General features: G+C 58.3%; 14 protein-coding genes. 13 read left to right on the top strand and 1 reads right to left on the bottom strand.

Annotated features, from left to right (window positions below; translation table 11 throughout):
- Window positions 1-30 precede the first annotated feature (30 nt).
- The 9 genes from secE (at window position 31) to rpoC (ending at window position 13,478) form a co-directional block, all read left to right on the top strand.
- Window positions 31-225 carry a preprotein translocase subunit SecE gene (gene secE, locus THALAR_RS12740; protein ID WP_021101984.1) on the top strand — a complete coding sequence of 65 codons (195 nt, stop codon included), beginning with the start codon at window positions 31-33 and terminating at the stop codon, window positions 223-225.
- A gap of 98 nt (window positions 226-323) precedes the next feature.
- Entirely contained in the window at window positions 324-1,484 is a 1,161-nt protein-coding gene (locus tag THALAR_RS12735) for a trans-sulfuration enzyme family protein (RefSeq protein WP_021101983.1), read from the top strand.
- Window positions 1,485-1,691: 207 nt separating this feature from the next.
- Complete coding sequence (gene nusG, locus THALAR_RS12730) at window positions 1,692-2,225, top strand: transcription termination/antitermination protein NusG (RefSeq protein WP_021101982.1); 534 nt, start codon at window positions 1,692-1,694, stop codon at window positions 2,223-2,225.
- A gap of 101 nt (window positions 2,226-2,326) precedes the next feature.
- A complete protein-coding gene (gene rplK / locus THALAR_RS12725) occupies window positions 2,327-2,752 on the top strand; it encodes a 50S ribosomal protein L11 (RefSeq protein WP_021101981.1) in 426 nt (141 codons plus the stop codon).
- Window positions 2,752-3,450: a 50S ribosomal protein L1 gene (gene rplA / locus THALAR_RS12720; RefSeq protein ID WP_021101980.1), complete on the top strand. Its 699-nt coding sequence runs from the start codon at window positions 2,752-2,754 to the stop codon at window positions 3,448-3,450. Before rplK ends, rplA begins: the two co-directional genes overlap by 1 nt.
- Before the next feature lie 400 nt (window positions 3,451-3,850).
- Window positions 3,851-4,366: a 50S ribosomal protein L10 gene (gene rplJ, locus THALAR_RS12715; protein ID WP_021101979.1), complete on the top strand. Its 516-nt coding sequence runs from the start codon at window positions 3,851-3,853 to the stop codon at window positions 4,364-4,366.
- 72 nt (window positions 4,367-4,438) lie between these two features.
- A complete protein-coding gene (gene rplL, locus THALAR_RS12710) occupies window positions 4,439-4,816 on the top strand; it encodes a 50S ribosomal protein L7/L12 (protein ID WP_021101978.1) in 378 nt (125 codons plus the stop codon).
- A gap of 238 nt (window positions 4,817-5,054) precedes the next feature.
- Window positions 5,055-9,188, top strand: coding sequence for a DNA-directed RNA polymerase subunit beta (gene rpoB, locus THALAR_RS12705; RefSeq protein WP_021101977.1), 4,134 nt, complete (start codon window positions 5,055-5,057; stop codon window positions 9,186-9,188).
- Between the two features lie 48 nt (window positions 9,189-9,236).
- On the top strand, window positions 9,237-13,478 hold the full coding sequence (rpoC, locus tag THALAR_RS12700) for a DNA-directed RNA polymerase subunit beta' (protein WP_021101976.1): 4,242 nt from the start codon (window positions 9,237-9,239) through the stop codon (window positions 13,476-13,478).
- Window positions 13,479-13,565: 87 nt separating this feature from the next.
- Here rpoC and THALAR_RS12695 read toward each other — a convergent pair whose 3' ends face one another.
- Window positions 13,566-14,048, bottom strand: a complete 483-nt coding sequence (locus tag THALAR_RS12695; protein ID WP_021101975.1) for a hypothetical protein — start codon at window positions 14,046-14,048, stop codon at window positions 13,566-13,568.
- 170 nt (window positions 14,049-14,218) lie between these two features.
- Between THALAR_RS12695 and THALAR_RS12690 the strand changes: the two genes are divergently transcribed.
- From THALAR_RS12690 to fusA, 4 genes are all read left to right on the top strand, one after another.
- Window positions 14,219-15,130, top strand: a complete 912-nt coding sequence (locus THALAR_RS12690) for a DMT family transporter (protein WP_040818716.1) — start codon at window positions 14,219-14,221, stop codon at window positions 15,128-15,130.
- Window positions 15,131-15,439: 309 nt separating this feature from the next.
- The gene (gene rpsL / locus THALAR_RS12685; protein ID WP_021101973.1) at window positions 15,440-15,811 is read left to right on the top strand and encodes a 30S ribosomal protein S12; all 372 of its coding nucleotides are present in this window, start codon (window positions 15,440-15,442) and stop codon (window positions 15,809-15,811) included.
- A gap of 12 nt (window positions 15,812-15,823) precedes the next feature.
- A complete protein-coding gene (gene rpsG / locus THALAR_RS12680; RefSeq protein WP_021101972.1) occupies window positions 15,824-16,294 on the top strand; it encodes a 30S ribosomal protein S7 in 471 nt (156 codons plus the stop codon).
- 15 nt (window positions 16,295-16,309) lie between these two features.
- Window positions 16,310-18,430: an elongation factor G gene (fusA, locus tag THALAR_RS12675; protein WP_021101971.1), complete on the top strand. Its 2,121-nt coding sequence runs from the start codon at window positions 16,310-16,312 to the stop codon at window positions 18,428-18,430.
- Window positions 18,431-18,435 lie beyond the last annotated feature (5 nt).

Here is an 18,435-nt window from a genome sequence, read left to right as displayed (position 1 = left end):
GACCGTCTAGTTACAACCAAGGGTCCGATCATGGCACGCACGAATCCAGCACAGTTTATCCAGCAGGTCCGCGCAGAGGTCGCCAAGGTCGTCTGGCCGACACGCCGTGAAGTTATGCTGACAACCGTTATGGTGTTCATCATGGCGACGATCACCGCCATCTTCTTCTCGCTGGTGGATATCGGTATTCGCACCGGCCTGAACAGCGTCTTCGGCCTGTTCTAGAGAGACGACTCGCGCGGTTTGCGCTCAGAAAGCGCTGGTGATGTGGACCGTTTTCGCGTCAGATCACCTGTGAACTTTCCCGCTGAGACGTGATCCTCATGACTGACAAAAGCAACCGTACCCCGTCCCTTGCAACCCGTGTGGCGCAAGCGCTACATTTCGTGGAGGCCGAGACCGGCGCGGTTACCCCCTCCATCCAGCCGACGGCCACCTACGCGCGTGACGAGAATTACGAGGTTCGCAAACCATACTGGTATCGTCGGGATGGCAGCCAGACCACGGCGCAGGCCGAGGCGGTGATTGCCGAACTGGAAGGCGCGCGCGAGTCGCTGCTGTTCGCATCGGGCATGTCCGCCTGCACGGCGGTGATCGAACACCTGCCTACGGGGGCGCATGTCGTTGCACCCAAGGTGATGTATCACGGCGTTCTGGCGCAGATTCAGAGGTATGAGGCCAACGGGCGGATCAAGGTGTCCTACTACACCGCGGGTGATCTTGACGAGATGGCAGCGGCTGTGCGCCCCGGCGAGACGCAGCTGGTCTGGGTCGAGACGCCCAACAACCCGGACTGGGCGGTCACCGACATAGCCGCTGCCGCCGACATTGCGCATGAAGCGGGGGCCAAGCTGATAACGGATTGCACGGGCACGCCGCCAAACCTGACGCGGGCGTTGGATTTTGGGGCGGATATCTCGTTCCACTCCGCCACCAAATATCTGAACGGCCATTCGGACGTGACCGCCGGGGTATTGTCCGTGCGCGAAACCGGCGCGTATTGGGACGAGATTTGCAAGATACGGACGCTGCACGGCTCCGTGTTGCATTCGTTCGATGCGTGGCTGCTGATCCGCGGGATGCGCACGCTGTTCTTGCGGGTGGAGCGGTCGTGTCAGAATGCCATGGCTATGGCCAAGCATTTCGACGGGCATCCGCATGTTGAAAAAGTGCTGTATCCGGGTCTTCCGTCCGACCCGGGCCACGCGGTCGCCAAGCGGCAGACGGGCGGCCAGTTTGGCGGGATGATGTCTGTGATCGTGACGGGGACGGAGCAGACCGCGATTGACGTCAGCCGCTTTTGCGATGTGTTTTATCCCGCGACGTCGCTGGGCGGTGTCGAAAGCCTGATCGAGCATCGCAAGACCGTATCGGGGGAGGGGTTTCCCGTGCATCCCCGCCTGCTGCGTCTGTCGATCGGCATCGAGGACTCCGGCGATTTGATTTACGACCTTGAGCAAGCGCTTGCGCGCGCCAACGGTTGAGGCCTGCATGTCGTTTAATTGCCTTCCAACCCCTTGAATCTCGGGCGCTTGCGGCGTAGTCCAGCGCTCAACACGAACACATGGCGCGTATCGATTCGAGATGCGCGCTGTTTTCGTTTCGGCAAATGTCACTGGTGATTCCGGTGTAACCTGCTGAAAGCATTGGAACTTACCGGCAATGCCGGAACAGATAGAGGCGCAGGCAAGATGGCAAAACGGTGGTATTCGGTATCAGTGCTGTCCAACTTCGAGAAGCGGATCGCGGAGCAAATTCGCGCGGCTGTCGAAGAAAACGGCCTTCAGGACGAGATTGACGAGGTTCTGGTTCCGACCGAAGAAGTCATCGAGATCCGCCGCAACAAGAAAGTGACCGCAGAGCGCCGTTTCATGCCGGGCTACGTGCTGGTGCATATGGAAATGTCGGATCGCGGGTATCATCTGATTAACTCGATCAACCGCGTGACCGGCTTCCTTGGCCCGCAAGGCAAGCCGATGCCGATGCGCGACGCCGAGGTGCAAGCCATTCTGGGCCGTGTCGAAGAGGGGGCCGAAGCTCCGCGCTCGACCATCGTGTTCGACATCGGCGAGAACGTGAACGTGACCGACGGTCCGTTCGAGGGCTTCTCGGGGCAGGTCGAGGAAGTAGACGACGAGAACCAGCGCCTGAAGGTGACTGTCTCGATCTTTGGCCGGGCGACACCGGTCGAACTGGAATTCACACAGGTCACCAAGACGACCTGATGTGCATCGCGTGGGAGGCGGCGCGCACGCGTGCGGGCACCGGACCACGGACAACCTGACCCCGGAAACGCGTTCCGGGGCGTTCTAAAAGGAGAAGGCCAATGGCCAAGAAAATCGCTGGCACGATGAAGCTGCAGGTTCCTGCAGGTCAAGCCAACCCATCCCCGCCCGTAGGCCCCGCATTGGGTCAACGCGGCATCAACATCATGGAATTCTGCAAGGCGTTCAACGCCAAGACGCAGGATCTGGAGCCAGGTGCGCCTTGCCCGACCGTGATTACCTACTATCAGGACAAGTCCTTCTCGATGGACATCAAGACGCCACCGGCGGCCTACCTCCTGAAGAAAGCTGCGAAGTTGAAATCCGGCGCAAAAACCCCTTCGCGTGAAGTGGTTGGTCACGTGACCACCAAGCAGGTGCGCGAGATCGCCGAGACGAAAATGAAAGATCTGAACGCGAACGACATCGAGGCTGCGATGCTGATCATTCTGGGCTCTGCCCGCTCCATGGGCATTGAGGTGAAGTAATGGCTAAATACGGAAAACGCACCACCGCCGCTCGTGAGCAATTCGCTGGCAAGCGCGAAGTTACGGTGGAAGAGGCTGTTGCTCTGGTCAAGAACAACGCCAAAGCCAAGTTCGACGAAACCGTCGAGATCGCGATGAACCTGGGCGTCGACCCGCGTCACGCCGACCAGATGGTCCGTGGCGTCGTGTCGCTGCCGAACGGCACCGGCAAAACTGTCCGCGTGGCTGTTTTTGCCCGCGACGAGAAAGCGGAAGAAGCGAAAGCTGCTGGCGCCGACATCGTCGGAGCGGAAGACCTGATGGAAACCGTCCAGTCCGGCAAGATCGAGTTCGATCGTTGCATCGCGACACCGGACATGATGCCCATCGTCGGTCGTCTGGGTAAAGTGCTTGGCCCCCGCAACCTGATGCCGAACCCCAAAGTCGGCACCGTGACCATGGACGTGAAAGCAGCCGTGGAAGCAGCAAAGGGCGGCGAAGTTCAGTTCAAGGTCGAGAAAGCCGGCGTTGTTCACGCTGGTATCGGCAAGGCCTCGTTCACCGAAGACCAACTGACCGAGAACGTGCGCGCCTTCGTGGGTGCGGTGTCCAAGAACAAGCCTGCTGGCGCCAAGGGCACCTACATGAAGAAGATCGTTGTGTCTTCGACTATGGGCCCGGGTGTCAGCGTCTCGGTCGAGAACGCGACTGGCAACTAAGCGGCGGGCCGCTTTGGCCTTGCATGCGCGAATTTGGATCAGGGCGGACCATATGGTTCGCCCTTTTTCCGTGATCACGGTGGATTGATCGGCGTTGCGCGGAAAACTTGAAGAAAAGTGAAAAAAGCAGACGCTTCGGGCTTGGCATTTCGGTCTCGGGGGACTACGTAGCCTCATGCTCTAGAGCGCGCGATTCGTCACGCGCTCTTTTGCGTTTCGTCCGAGATGGCGGGTTGGGGCTTCAAACCCCTTTAATTCCTGCCTGAGACGGGATCAGACCAGATTGACTGTGGGTGCAAACTCCAGGCGGTTCGGGCGTCCCGTTTACGATGGACCCAACCGCCGGAGTAATCCGGTAGACTGAGCCGGAAGGGTAACCTTCCACAATTGGAGTGAAACTGTGGATAGAGCACAAAAAGAGAAACTGGTCGACGAACTCGGCCAAATCTTTGAAAGCTCTGGCGTCGTAGTGGTTAGCCACTACGAAGGTATCACGGTTGCCGAGATGCAAGACCTGCGTGCGCGTATGCGCGAAGCTGGTGGGTCTGTACGCGTCGCCAAGAACAGGCTCGCCAAAATCGCCCTTGAAGGTAAGCCGTGCGAGAGCATTGCATCCTACCTGACGGGTATGACCGTTCTCGCCTATTCAGAAGACCCGGTTGCCGCCGCGAAAGTGGTGCACGACTATTCCAAGGACAACGAAAAGCTCGTTATCCTTGGCGGGGCTATGGGCGATAACGCGTTGGATGTCGCTGGTGTCAAAGCCGTGGCCGCCATGCCAAGCCGTGATGAGCTTATTGCTTCTATCGTGGGTTGCATCGGTGCCCCTGCTTCGAACATTGCCGGCGCGATTGGCGCACCTGCCTCGAACTTGGCAAGCATTCTCAGCACCATCGAGGAAAAAGCAGCCGCTTAATCCTCGGGAGATACCTTCGTGGGGTTGATACTTACGCGTTGGAACACAACTTAATAGAACGGAAACAGTATAATGGCTGATCTGAAAAAACTGGCTGAAGAGATCGTTGGTCTGACCCTTCTCGAAGCACAAGAACTGAAAACCATCCTCAAAGACGAGTATGGCATCGAGCCCGCCGCTGGCGGCGCCGTGATGATGGCTGCTGGCGGCGACGCTGGCGGTGCAGCTGCTGAAGAGCAAACCGAGTTCGACGTGATCCTGGTTTCTGCCGGTGCGGCAAAAATCAACGTCATCAAAGAAGTCCGCGGCATCACCGGCCTGGGCCTCAAAGAAGCAAAAGACCTGGTCGAAGCCGGCGGCAAAGCTGTCAAAGAAGGCGTCGACAAGGCCGAAGCAGAAGACATCAAAGGCAAGCTGGAAGCAGCTGGCGCCGAAGTCGAGCTCAAGTAATCGCTGCGCAGCTTGGCTGCGTAGATCTGAAATAGCTGGATCCGGAGCATTTCCGGGTCCGGCTTTCCGCGTCTCAGAGAGGGCTTGATAGAAAAGCCTTCTCTAAGGAGCGGTAAAGGTTCGGGAGCACGCCCGTGGGAAGGCGCGCAAGTATTGAACCTCACCTCCCTTGTCCAAGTGGCATGCCACCCGGCCCCGGGGTGACATGACCCGAGGAAATTGAAAGGCTTTGACGAGCATGGCTCAAACATACGTTGGTCAAAAACGCATCCGCAAATATTTCGGCAAAATTAATGAAGTTCTGGCGATGCCGAACCTCATTGAGGTGCAGAAATCCTCCTATGATCTGTTCCTGAAGTCCGGCGACCAGCTGGCACCGATGGACGGCGAAGGCATCAAAGGTGTCTTCCAGTCGGTTTTCCCGATCAAGGACTTCAATGAAACCGCCATTCTGGAGTTCGTGAAATACGAGCTGGAGAAACCGAAATACGACGTCGAGGAATGTCAGCAGCGCGACATGACCTACAGCGCCCCGCTGAAGGTGACCTTGCGTCTGATCGTGTTCGATATCGACGAAGATACCGGCGCGAAGTCGGTCAAGGATATCAAAGAACAAGACGTCTTCATGGGCGACATGCCTTTGATGACCCCGAACGGGACGTTCGTCGTGAACGGCACCGAGCGTGTTATCGTTTCCCAGATGCACCGCTCGCCCGGCGTGTTCTTTGACCACGACAAGGGCAAGACCCACTCTTCGGGCAAACTGCTGTTTGCTTGCCGCATCATCCCGTATCGCGGCTCGTGGCTGGACTTCGAGTTCGACGCCAAGGACGTTGTGTTCGCGCGTATCGACCGCCGCCGTAAGCTGCCGGTGTCGACCCTGCTTTATGCACTGGGGCTGGATCAGGAAGGCATCATGGATGCCTATTACGACACCGTTGAGTTCAAGCAGGTGAAGAAAGATGGCTGGTCCACCAAGTTCTTCCCCGAGCGGATCAAAGGCACCAAGCCGACACGGGACATCGTTGACGCCAAAACCGGTGAGGTTATCGCCGAAGCCGGCAAGAAAGTGACCCCCCGCGCCGTCAAGAAGTTGATGGAAGAAGGCAATGTCGAAAACATCCTGCTGCCGTTTGAGGGCATCGTGGGCCGTTTCGTCGCGCGCGACATCATCAACGAAGAGACCGGCGAAATCTGGATCGAAGCTGGTGACGAGCTGACTTGGGAACTGGACAAGAATGACGAAGTCGTTGGCGGCACGCTCAAGACCTTGCTCGACAATGGTGTGACCACGATCCCGGTGCTCGACATCGACAACATCAATGTGGGTCCCTACATCCGCAACACCGTGGCTGTGGACAAGAACTTCAGCCGCGAAACCGCGCTGATGGACATCTACCGCGTCATGCGTCCGGGCGAACCGCCCACCGTTGAATCCGCGTCTGCACTGTTCGAGACGTTGTTCTTCGACAGCGAGCGCTATGACCTGTCCGCCGTGGGCCGCGTGAAGATGAACATGCGTCTTGATCTGGACGCCGAAGACACCGTGCGCACCCTGCGCAAGGAAGACATCATCGCCTGCATCAAGGCGCTGGTCGACCTGCGTGACGGCCGTGGCGACATCGACGATATTGACCACTTGGGCAACCGTCGTGTGCGTTCCGTTGGCGAGCTGATGGAAAACCAGTACCGCGTTGGCTTGCTTCGTATGGAGCGCGCGATCAAAGAGCGTATGTCCAGCGTCGAAATCGACACGGTCATGCCGCAGGACCTGATCAACGCCAAGCCTGCCGCCGCTGCGGTGCGTGAATTCTTCGGCTCCTCGCAGCTGTCGCAGTTCATGGACCAAACCAACCCGCTGTCCGAAGTGACGCACAAGCGTCGCCTGTCGGCGCTTGGGCCAGGTGGTCTGACGCGTGAGCGTGCAGGCTTTGAGGTGCGCGACGTTCACCCGACCCACTATGGTCGTATGTGTCCGATCGAGACGCCGGAAGGGCCGAACATCGGTCTGATCAACTCGCTGGCGACCTTTGCCCGCGTGAACAAATACGGCTTCATCGAAACGCCATACCGCAAGGTTGTGGACGGCAAGGTGACGGATGATGTGCAATACATGTCCGCCACCGAGGAAATGCGCCACACCGTGGCGCAGGCCAACGCGCAGCTGACCGACGAGGGCCGTTTCTCCAACGATCTGGTGTCGACCCGCCAATCCGGCGACTACATGCTGCAATCGCGCGATAACGTTGACCTGATCGACGTGTCGCCAAAGCAGTTGGTCTCGGTTGCGGCCTCGCTGATCCCGTTCCTTGAAAATGACGACGCCAACCGCGCCTTGATGGGTTCGAACATGCAACGTCAGGCTGTGCCATTGCTGCAAGCCGATGCTCCTTATGTGGGCACCGGCATCGAAGGCGTGGTTGCAACTGACTCCGGCGCTGCCATTCAGGCGCATCGTGGCGGTATTATCGACCAGGTTGACGCGACACGTATCGTTGTCCGCGTGACTGACGATCTGGAGCCGGGCGATCCCGGCGTGGACATCTACCGTCTGCGCAAGTTCCAGCGGTCCAACCAGAACACCTGCATCAACCAGCGTCCGCTGGTGAAAGTGGGTGGCGTGGTGTCCAAGGGCGAAGTTATCGCCGATGGTCCGTCGACCGACATGGGCGAGTTGGCCCTTGGTAAGAACGTGCTCGTCGCGTTTATGCCCTGGAACGGCTACAACTATGAGGACTCCATCCTGATCTCCGAGCGCATTGCGCGTGACGACGTCTTCACCTCGATCCACATCGAGGAATTTGAGGTCGCCGCCCGTGACACAAAGCTTGGGCCGGAAGAGATCACCCGCGACATTCCGAACGTCGGTGAAGAAGCGCTGCGCAACCTCGACGAGGCTGGCATCGTCTATATCGGCGCCGACGTGGAGCCGGGCGATATTCTGGTGGGCAAGATCACACCGAAGGGCGAAAGCCCGATGACGCCGGAGGAGAAACTTCTCCGCGCCATCTTCGGTGAGAAGGCGTCCGACGTGCGCGACACCTCGTTGCGTGTGAAGCCGGGTGACTTCGGGACCGTTGTGGAGGTTCGTCTGTTCAACCGCCACGGCATCGAGAAGGACGAGCGCTCGCTGCAAATCGAGCGTGAGGAAATCGAACGCCTTGCCCGTGACCGCGACGACGAAATGGGCATCCTTGACCGCAACATCTACGCGCGTCTGCAAGGGATGATCCTTGGCAAGAAGGCCGTGAAGGGTCCGAAAGGCGTTAAGCCGAATTCGGAAATCACCCCTGAGCTGCTGGAAACCCTGTCGCGTGGCCAGTGGTGGCAACTGGCTTTGGAAGAAGAAACCGAAGCCGCCGCCGTCGAAGCCCTGAACAGCCAGTATGAAGCGCAGAAGAACGCGCTTCAGGCCCGCTTCGAGGACAAGGTCGAGAAGGTGCGCCGTGGTGACGACTTGCCGCCGGGCGTGATGAAGATGGTCAAAGTGTTCGTGGCGGTGAAGCGCAAGCTGCAACCGGGCGACAAGATGGCCGGTCGTCACGGCAACAAAGGTGTTATCTCCAAGGTTGTGCCGATGGAGGACATGCCGTTCCTTGAGGATGGTACTCCGGTGGATTTCTGTCTGAACCCGCTGGGTGTGCCGTCGCGTATGAACGTCGGTCAGATCCTTGAAACCCATATGGGTTGGGCCGCACGTGGTCTGGGTCTGAAAATCGATGACGCTCTGGACGAGTTCAAACGCTCTGGCGACAGCCAGCCGGTGCGCGAAGCTCTGGAGCATGCGTATGGGTCCGAGACCTATAATGACGCTTTCGGCAACATGATCGAAGCCGACATGATCGAATCCGCCGAGGCCGTGCGCCGCGGTGTCCCGATCGCGACGCCGGTGTTCGATGGTGCGAAAGAAGCGGACATTAACGAGGCGCTGACCAAAGCGGGCTTCGATACGTCCGGTCAGTCGGTCCTGTTCGACGGTCGCACGGGTGAGCAGTTTGCGCGCCCTGTGACCGTGGGTGTCAAATACCTGCTGAAACTGCACCACCTTGTGGACGACAAAATCCACGCACGTTCTACCGGGCCGTACTCGCTCGTCACGCAACAGCCGCTGGGTGGTAAAGCCCAGTTCGGTGGTCAGCGTTTCGGGGAGATGGAAGTCTGGGCCTTGGAAGCCTACGGCGCCGCCTACACCTTGCAGGAAATGCTGACGGTGAAATCGGACGACGTGGCAGGCCGGACGAAAGTCTACGAGTCGATCGTCAAGGGCGAGGACAATTTCGAGGCCGGTATTCCGGAATCGTTCAACGTGCTCGTGAAAGAAGTGCGAGGCCTCGGCCTCAACATGGAACTCCTGGATGCGGAGGAGGAGTAGGGCGCCCGCGCCCCACTCAACCCATCCCCTAATTTGTAAGGACGCAAAATGAACCAGGAACTGACAACCAACCCGTTCAACCCGATCGCTCCGCCGAAAAGCTTTGACGAGATCAAGGTCTCGCTGGCTTCGCCCGAGCGTATCCTGTCGTGGTCGTATGGCGAGATCAAGAAGCCGGAGACCATCAACTACCGCACGTTCAAGCCGGAGCGTGACGGTCTTTTCTGTGCGCGCATCTTTGGCCCGATCAAGGACTACGAATGTCTGTGCGGCAAATACAAACGCATGAAGTATCGCGGCGTCGTCTGCGAGAAATGCGGTGTGGAAGTCACGCTGCAAAAGGTCCGCCGCGAGCGGATGGGCCACATCGAACTGGCCGCACCTGTGGCGCATATCTGGTTCCTCAAGTCGCTTCCGTCCCGGATCGGCCTGATGCTGGACATGACCCTGCGCGATCTGGAACGTATCCTTTACTTCGAGAACTACGTTGTGATCGAACCGGGCCTGACCGATCTGACCTATGGCCAGTTGATGAGCGAAGAGGAATTCCTCGACGCGCAGGACGCCTATGGCATGGACGCCTTCACCGCCAATATCGGCGCGGAAGCGATCCGCGAAATGCTGGCTGCGATCGATCTGGAATCCGAAGCTGACCAGCTGCGTGAAGACCTCAAAGAGGCCACTGGCGAGCTGAAGCCCAAGAAGATCATTAAGCGTCTGAAACTGGTGGAAAACTTCCTCGAGTCCGGCAACCGTCCCGAGTGGATGGTTCTGACGGTAGTTCCCGTGATCCCGCCAGAGCTGCGCCCGCTGGTGCCGCTGGACGGTGGCCGCTTTGCGACCTCCGACCTCAACGACCTGTATCGCCGCGTCATCAACCGGAACAACCGCCTGAAGCGCCTGATCGAGCTTCGCGCGCCGGATATCATCGTGCGTAACGAGAAGCGGATGCTTCAAGAGTCGGTGGACGCATTGTTCGACAACGGCCGTCGCGGCCGGACCATCACGGGTGCCAACAAGCGTCCGCTGAAGTCCCTGTCCGACATGCTGAAAGGCAAGCAAGGCCGCTTCCGCCAGAACCTTTTGGGTAAGCGCGTCGACTTCTCTGGCCGTTCGGTCATTGTGACCGGTCCGGAGTTGAAGCTGCATCAGTGCGGTTTGCCGAAGAAGATGGCGTTGGAGTTGTTCAAGCCGTTCATCTACTCGCGTCTGGAGGCCAAAGGTCTGTCCTCTACCGTGAAGCAGGCGAAGAAGCTGGTTGAAAAAGAGCGTCCGGAAGTTTGGGATATTCTCGACGAGGTTATCCGCGAACATCCGGTTATGCTGAACCGTGCACCGACTTTGCACCGTCTTGGCATTCAGGCGTTCGAGCCGGTTCTGATCGAAGGTAAAGCCATCCAGCTTCACCCGCTGGTCTGCTCGGCCTTCAACGCCGACTTCGATGGCGACCAAATGGCTGTTCACGTACCGCTTTCGCTGGAAGCCCAGCTGGAAGCCCGCGTGTTGATGATGTCGACCAACAACGTCCTGTCCCCTGCGAACGGTTCACCGATTATCGTGCCGTCGCAGGACATGATCCTTGGTCTCTACTACATCACCATGGAACGTGAAGGCATGCATGGCGAAGGCAAGATTTTCGCCAATGTCGACGAAGTCCAGCACGCACTGGATTCCGGCGAGGTGCATTTGCACGCCAAGATCCAGGCCCGCCTGCCGCAGATCGACGAGGAAGGGAACGAGGTGCTGAAGCGCTTCGAGACCACTCCTGGCCGTATCCGTTTGGGTGCGCTGCTGCCGCTGAATGCGAAAGCGCCGTTCTCGCTGGTGAACCGCCTTCTGCGTAAGAAGGAAGTTCAGCAGGTCATCGACACCGTCTACCGCTACTGCGGTCAGAAAGAGTCTGTGATCTTCTGTGACCAGATCATGACCATGGGCTTCCGCGAAGCGTTCAAGGCCGGCATTTCGTTCGGCAAGGACGACATGATCATTCCGGACAGCAAATGGCCGATCGTCGACAGCACGCGCGAGCAGGTCAAAGAGTTCGAGCAACAGTACATGGACGGCCTGATCACTCAGGGCGAGAAGTACAACAAGGTGATCGACGCCTGGTCGAAGTGTAACGACCAGGTCACAGACGCCATGATGGCCAACATTTCCGACTCCGGTCGGGACGAGAACGGCGCTGAGAACGAGCCGAACTCGGTCTACATGATGGCTCACTCCGGTGCGCGTGGCTCGGTTACGCAGATGAAGCAGCTGGGCGGTATGCGCGGCCTGATGGCCAAGCCGAATGGCGAGATCATCGAGACGCCGATCATCTCGAACTTTAAAGAAGGTCTGACCGTGTTGGAGTACTTCAACTCCACCCACGGTGCCCGTAAGGGTCTGTCGGATACGGCTTTGAAAACGGCGAACTCCGGTTACCTGACCCGTCGTCTGGTGGACGTTGCTCAGGACTGCATCGTGCGTATGCACGACTGTGGCACCGACAACTTCATCAACGCCTCTTCGGCGGTGAACGACGGTGAAGTGGTTGCCTCCATCGGTGAGCGTTTGCTGGGCCGGACTGCTGCCGAGGACATTCTTGTTCCCGGCACCGACGAGGTTCTGGTCGCCCGTGGCGAGCTGATCGACGAGCGCAAGGCCGATGCCATCGACGAGGCGGACATTCCAACCGCCAAGATGCGTTCGCCGCTGACTTGTGAAGCGGAAGAAGGCGTCTGCGCCATGTGCTACGGTCGTGACCTTGCACGCGGCACGCTGGTCAACACCGGAGAGGCAGTCGGCATCATCGCCGCGCAGTCCATCGGTGAGCCCGGCACGCAGCTGACGATGCGGACGTTCCACATCGGTGGTGTTGCGCAAGGTGGCCAGCAATCGTTCCTTGAGGCCTCGCAAGAGGGCAAGGTGGCGTTCGAGAACGCGTCCATCCTTGAGAACGCCGCTGGCGAGCAAGTGGTCATGGGCCGCAACATGCAGCTGACGATCACTGACGAAAACGGTACCGAACGGGCCCGCCACAAGATCGGCTACGGCTCCAAGCTGCATGTCAAAGACGGCGCGAAAGTCAGCCGTGGCGACAAGCTGTTTGAATGGGATCCGTACACGCTGCCGATCATCGCCGAGAAAGACGGTAAGGCCCGTTTTGTCGACCTTATCAGCGGTATCGCCGTGAAAGACGAGACCGACGATGCGACCGGCATGACCCAGAAGATCGTGGTCGACTGGCGTGCAGCACCAAAAGGCAACGAGTTGAAGCCGGAGGTGATTATCGAAGGTGCGGACGGCGAGCCCGTGCGTCTGGAGAATGGCAACCCTGCCACCTATCCGATGTCTGTGGATGCCATTCTGTCCATCGAGGACGGTCAGGACATCAAGGCCGGTGACGTGGTTGCCCGTATCCCTCGTGAGGGTGCCAAGACCAAGGACATCACCGGCGGTCTGCCCCGTGTGGCCGAACTCTTTGAGGCACGTCGCCCCAAAGACCACGCCATCATCGCGGAAATCGACGGCTATGTGCGGTTCGGCAAGGACTACAAGAACAAGCGCCGCATCGCGATCGAGTCCTCGGACGATGCGGACGTCAAGGTCGAGTACATGGTGCCCAAGGGCAAACACATCCCTGTGGCCGAAGGCGACTTCGTCCAGAAGGGCGATTACATCATGGACGGCAACCCTGCGCCGCATGACATTCTCGCCATCATGGGTGTGGAAGCGCTTGCGGACTACATGATCGACGAGGTGCAGGACGTGTACCGCCTGCAAGGGGTGAAGATTAACGATAAACACATCGAAGTTATCGTTCGTCAGATGCTCCAGAAGTGGGAGATCCAGACCTCGGGGACCACGACGCTGCTCAAAGGCGAGCACGTGGACAAGGCCGAGTTCGACGCCGCCAACGAGAAGGCGATCTCGAAAGGGGGCGAGCCTGCAACGGGCGAGCCGATCCTGCTGGGTATCACCAAGGCGTCGCTGCAAACGCGTTCGTTCATCTCTGCCGCGTCCTTCCAGGAGACGACCCGCGTGCTCACCGAAGCCTCTACCATGGGCAAACGTGACAAGCTGATCGGCCTGAAAGAGAACGTCATCGTGGGCCGCCTGATCCCGGCTGGTACCGGTGGTGCGACGCAGAAGATGCGCCGCATTGCTCAAGAGCGTGACAACGTGGTGATCGAAGCCCGCAAGGCCGAGGCGGAAGCCGCGCTTGCACTGGCCGCGCCTGATGAGTCCGCGATGGGTGACCAAGCGGATGCGGTCATGGTTGAAACGCCGGAAAGCCGCGACGAGTAGGTCACGGTCTTAAAGGGAAAACAAAATAGGCCCCCGTCGGGAATTCCGACGGGGGCCTATTGAGTTATTCGGGGTTATTCGCTGCGGTTACTTGAGTTTGTCGGCCACATTCTCGGCGAATTTGTCGACCATCTGGATATAGTAATCCGTCGTGCTGCTGCGCAGGACGACCACGTCCTCATCAGGCGACAGCACAATCGGAGCGGGTTCGAAGCTTACTGTCAGATTGTAAGCCTGATGCTCGGAGTTATCCTGCAAGTTGCTGATGGTCACAGAACCTGATAGTTCCGACTCTGCGATGCCCAGAATGGACTGGAAGCTGTTGGCCAGTGACAATTCATCGATGTCGACGATGACGCTGGCACCGTCAGTCGCCAGTTGAGGCGTCACCTTCGAAATGATCGCGGTTTCCAGATCCTCTTCCAAGCTGGTGTAATAGGCGGCTGCGGTCTCGTTTTTGACAGCCGTCAGATCGACAGTGACGTCAACATTGCTGACGGTCGTTTCCGCGAAAGATGCCGTTGCAAGAAGTGCCGCAGCGGCGGTGGCGGGGGCTAGTAATTTTAGCATTTTTATCTCCGATGTTAGTTCTCGGCGCAGATGCGCCTTGGATATCGGTTAAACTCGATCGTATCGGTAAAGTTCCGAGAACCCCGTCGCTTAGTGCGAAGCTTGCAAGATAAATGCACAGGGTAAGGCTGCATCTATTCAGGCCAGCGCTTTGATGATAGCTGCGATTCATGGCAATCTCAGACAACACTCGCGGCGCCCTGTATATGACGGGCTCAATGGCAGCGTTCACGGTAAATGACGCCTGCATGAAGTCGCTTTCCGGCGAGTTGCCGTTGTTTCAAGCTATCTTGTTGCGATCAATCGCCGTTATCGCGTTTCTTGGCTTCATGGCATGGCGCGCGGGGAGCTTCCGGACACCCATAGCGCGCAGGGATCAATTGCTTATCGCGCTGCGCACGGTGGTCGAAATTGCGGCGGCGTTTTTCTTTATCTCGGCGCTCTTTCATCTGCCTATCGCGGACGTGACCGCGATCCTTCAGGCGCTCCCGCTGACGGTCACGCTCGCCGGCGCGGTCTTTCTGGGGGAGGCCGTGGGGTGGAAGCGACTTGTGGCCATTTTGATAGGTTTCGCCGGTGTTATGCTGATCCTGCGCCCGCCACTTTTGTTCGGAGAGGGAAGCGGCTTTTCTGTCTATTCCATATACGTGTTGTTGGCGGTGGCCTGCGTTACCGTGCGCGATTTATGCGCACGGCGGATTTCGGTCGCGGTGCCGTCGATGACGATTGCGCTTTCGGCCGCTGTTGGCGTCATGTCGCTGGGCGCGGTTGGAAGCCTCACCCAACCGTGGCAGCCAGTGAGCGCGACGTCGCTCCTGTGGTTGGCCGGGGCGAGTTTCTTTGTCATTGGCGGATATATATTCTCGGTGTCAGCGATGAGGTCGGGTGAGATCGGATTTGTCGCCCCATTCCGCTACACCAGCCTGATCGTGGCGCTGCTGCTCGGGTTGCTGATTTTCGGTGACTGGCCGGACAACCTTACGCTGCTGGGCTCTGCCATCGTCGTGGCAACGGGATTGTTCACGCTTTACCGAGAACGCAAGACCGCGAAACGTCAGCGTGCGGGCCTACGTTTGAGGTGAAGAGGCGTAGCAATTGCTACGTGATGTCGGGGCGTGCTGTTGACACCATTCACGACTCCACCTATTACGCGCGCAATCAGGTCGGGGAACGCTCGGCCTGCACTCAAAATTTAGTGGTCACGATCCGGACACTTATTCGTCCCGATCCTCTGTAAACCCACCGCGCGGATCCCAGGTAGGGTAACCCGCTGCGGGTCTTTGTGTTTGTGGACGCGCAAATGCGAAACTGAATAAGACGCTCCGTTCGGAGCGAAGATAAGCCGGGGACGCGCGCCCCAAACGAAGTTGCAACGAAGGGGAAAGTCCTCAATGCCAACGATCCAACAGCTGATCCGCAATCCGCGACAGCCAAAACGTAAAACGTCCAAGTCGATGCACCTGGAGCAATGCCCGCAAAAACGTGGCGTTTGCACCCGTGTGTATACCACGACACCCAAGAAACCGAACTCCGCTATGCGTAAAGTCGCCAAGGTGCGCCTGACGAATGGCTTTGAGGTTATTTCCTACATCGGCGGCGAAAGCCACAACCTGCAGGAACACTCCGTGGTTCTGATCCGTGGCGGTCGTGTAAAAGACCTTCCGGGTGTCCGTTATCACATCGTGCGCGGTGTGCTGGATACCCAAGGCGTCAAAGACCGTAAGCAACGCCGTTCGAAATACGGCGCGAAGCGTCCGAAGTAAGGAAGAGATCACATGTCACGTCGTCACGCCGCTGAAAAACGCGAAGTTCTGCCGGACGCCAAGTTTGGCGACCGCGTTCTGACCAAATTCATGAACAACCTGATGATCGACGGCAAGAAATCTGCCGCCGAACGCATCGTCTACAACGCATTCGACCGCGTTGAAGCCAAGCTGAAGAAAGCCCCTGTGGAAGTGTTCCACGAGGCGCTTGAGCTGATCAAGCCATCCGTCGAAGTGCGCTCGCGCCGCGTCGGTGGTGCAACCTACCAGGTTCCCGTCGAAGTGCGCCCCGAGCGCCGCGAAGCCCTGGCAATCCGTTGGCTGATCAAAGCTGCGCGTTCGCGCAACGAGCACACAATGGAAGAGCGTCTTGCAGGCGAATTGATGGATGCTGTGAACTCCCGTGGTTCCGCCGTCAAGAAGCGCGAAGACACCCACAAAATGGCCGACGCGAACAAAGCGTTCAGCCACTACCGCTGGTAAGAGGAAAGCACCAATATGGCACGCGACTACCCCCTCGAACGTTACCGCAACTTTGGCATCATTGCGCATATTGATGCCGGTAAAACTACCGTTTCCGAACGTATCCTGTTTTATACCGGCAAGAACCACGTCATGGGCGAGACCCACGACGGTGCCGGTACGATGGACTGGATGGAGCAAGAGCAGGAACGGGGTATTACAATTACCTCCGCTGCGACGACGACATTCTGGGAACGCACTGAAACCGGCACCGAGCCGGACAGCCTCAAGCACCGCATGAACATCATCGACACTCCGGGCCACGTCGACTTCACAATCGAAGTTGAACGCTCGCTGGCTGTTCTCGATGGTGCGGTTACCGTTCTTGACGGCAACGCCGGTGTCGAGCCGCAGACCGAAACCGTTTGGCGTCAGGCCGACCGCTACAAAGTTCCGCGTATCGTGTTCGTGAACAAAATGGACAAGATCGGCGCCGACTATGCCAACTGCGTCCGTATGATCGAAGACCGCACCGGCGCGACAGCCGTTCCGGTCAACCTTCCGATTGGCTCGGAAACCGATCTCGAAGGAACGCTGGATCTGGTGACCATGGAAGAATGGCTGTGGCAGGGCGAAGACCTTGGTGCGTCCTGGGTCAAGGCCCCTGTTCGTGACAGCCTCAAGGCAGAAGCCGACGAATGGCGTGCCAAGCTGATCGAAGCAGCGGTCGAAATGGACGACGACGCCATGGAAGCCTACCTTATGGAAGGCACCGAGCCTGACATCCCGACGCTGCGCAAGCTGATCCGCAAGGGCTGTCTTGAGCTGAAATTCGTGCCGGTTCTTGGCGGTTCCGCGTTCAAAAACAAAGGTATGCAGCCGCTGCTCAACGCTGTTGTCGACTATCTGCCGTCCCCGCTGGACGTTGTCGACTACATGGGCTTTGCGCCCGGCGACGAGGAAGAAGTTCGTAACATTGCACGTCGCGCGGATGACAACATGCCGTTCTCCGGCCTCGCGTTCAAGATCATGAACGACCCGTACATGGGTACGCTTACCTTCACGCGCATCTACTCAGGCAAGCTTGAGAAGGGCGACAGCCTGATGAACACCACGAAGGGCAACAAGGAGCGTATCGGCCGTATGGTTATGATGCACTCCAACAAGCAAGATGAAATTACCGAAGCATTTGCTGGTGACATTATCGCGCTTGCCGGCCTGAAAAACACCACGACCGGTGACACTTTGTCTGACGAGAAACATCAGGTGGTTCTGGAAACGATGACGTTCCCCGATCCTGTCATCGAAATCGCCGTCGAGCCCAAGACAAAAGCCGACCAAGAGAAGATGTCTCTGGGTTTGCAGCGTCTGGCTGCCGAAGATCCATCCTTCCGCGTCGAAACGGATATCGAATCCGGCCAGACCATCATGAAGGGCATGGGCGAACTTCACCTCGACATCCTGATTGACCGCCTGAAGCGGGAATTCAAAGTCGAAGCGAACATCGGTGCGCCTCAGGTTGCCTACCGCGAAACCATCGGTCACGCTGTCGAGCACACCTACACCCACAAGAAACAGTCGGGTGGTTCGGGGCAGTTCGGTGAGGTCAAGCTGGCGATCATGCCAACAGAGCCCGGCGAAGGCTACTCTTTCGAGAGCAAGATCGTCGGTGGTGCCGTGCCGAAGGAATACATCCCCGGCGTGGAAAAAGGCATCAACTCGGTTATGGACAGCGGCCCGTTGGCTGGCTTCCCGGTCATCGACTTCAAAGTCGAGTTGCTGGACGGCAAGTTCCACGACGTTGACTCCTCGGTTCTCGCTTTCGAAATTGCTGCCCGCATGTGTATGCGCGAAGGCATGAGAAAGGCTGGCGCCAAATTGCTCGAGCCGATCATGAAGGTCGAGGTGGTGACACCTGAAGAGTATACCGGTGGCATCATCGGTGATCTGACGTCGCGTCGTGGTCAGGTGCAGGGTCAGGATACACGCGGCAACGCGATTGCTATCGACGCCTTCGTGCCTCTGGCGAATATGTTCGGCTACATCAACACCTTGCGTTCGATGTCGTCGGGCCGTGCGAACTTCACCATGCAGTTCGACCATTACGAGCCGGTGCCGTCGAACATCTCCGAAGAGATTCAGGCCAAATTTGCATAAACGGG

Origin of the sequence: Litoreibacter arenae DSM 19593 (assembly GCF_000442275.2) — a bacterium.
Lineage (GTDB): Bacteria > Pseudomonadota > Alphaproteobacteria > Rhodobacterales > Rhodobacteraceae > Litoreibacter > Litoreibacter arenae.
This window is presented reverse-complemented; position numbering and strand designations above follow the sequence as displayed.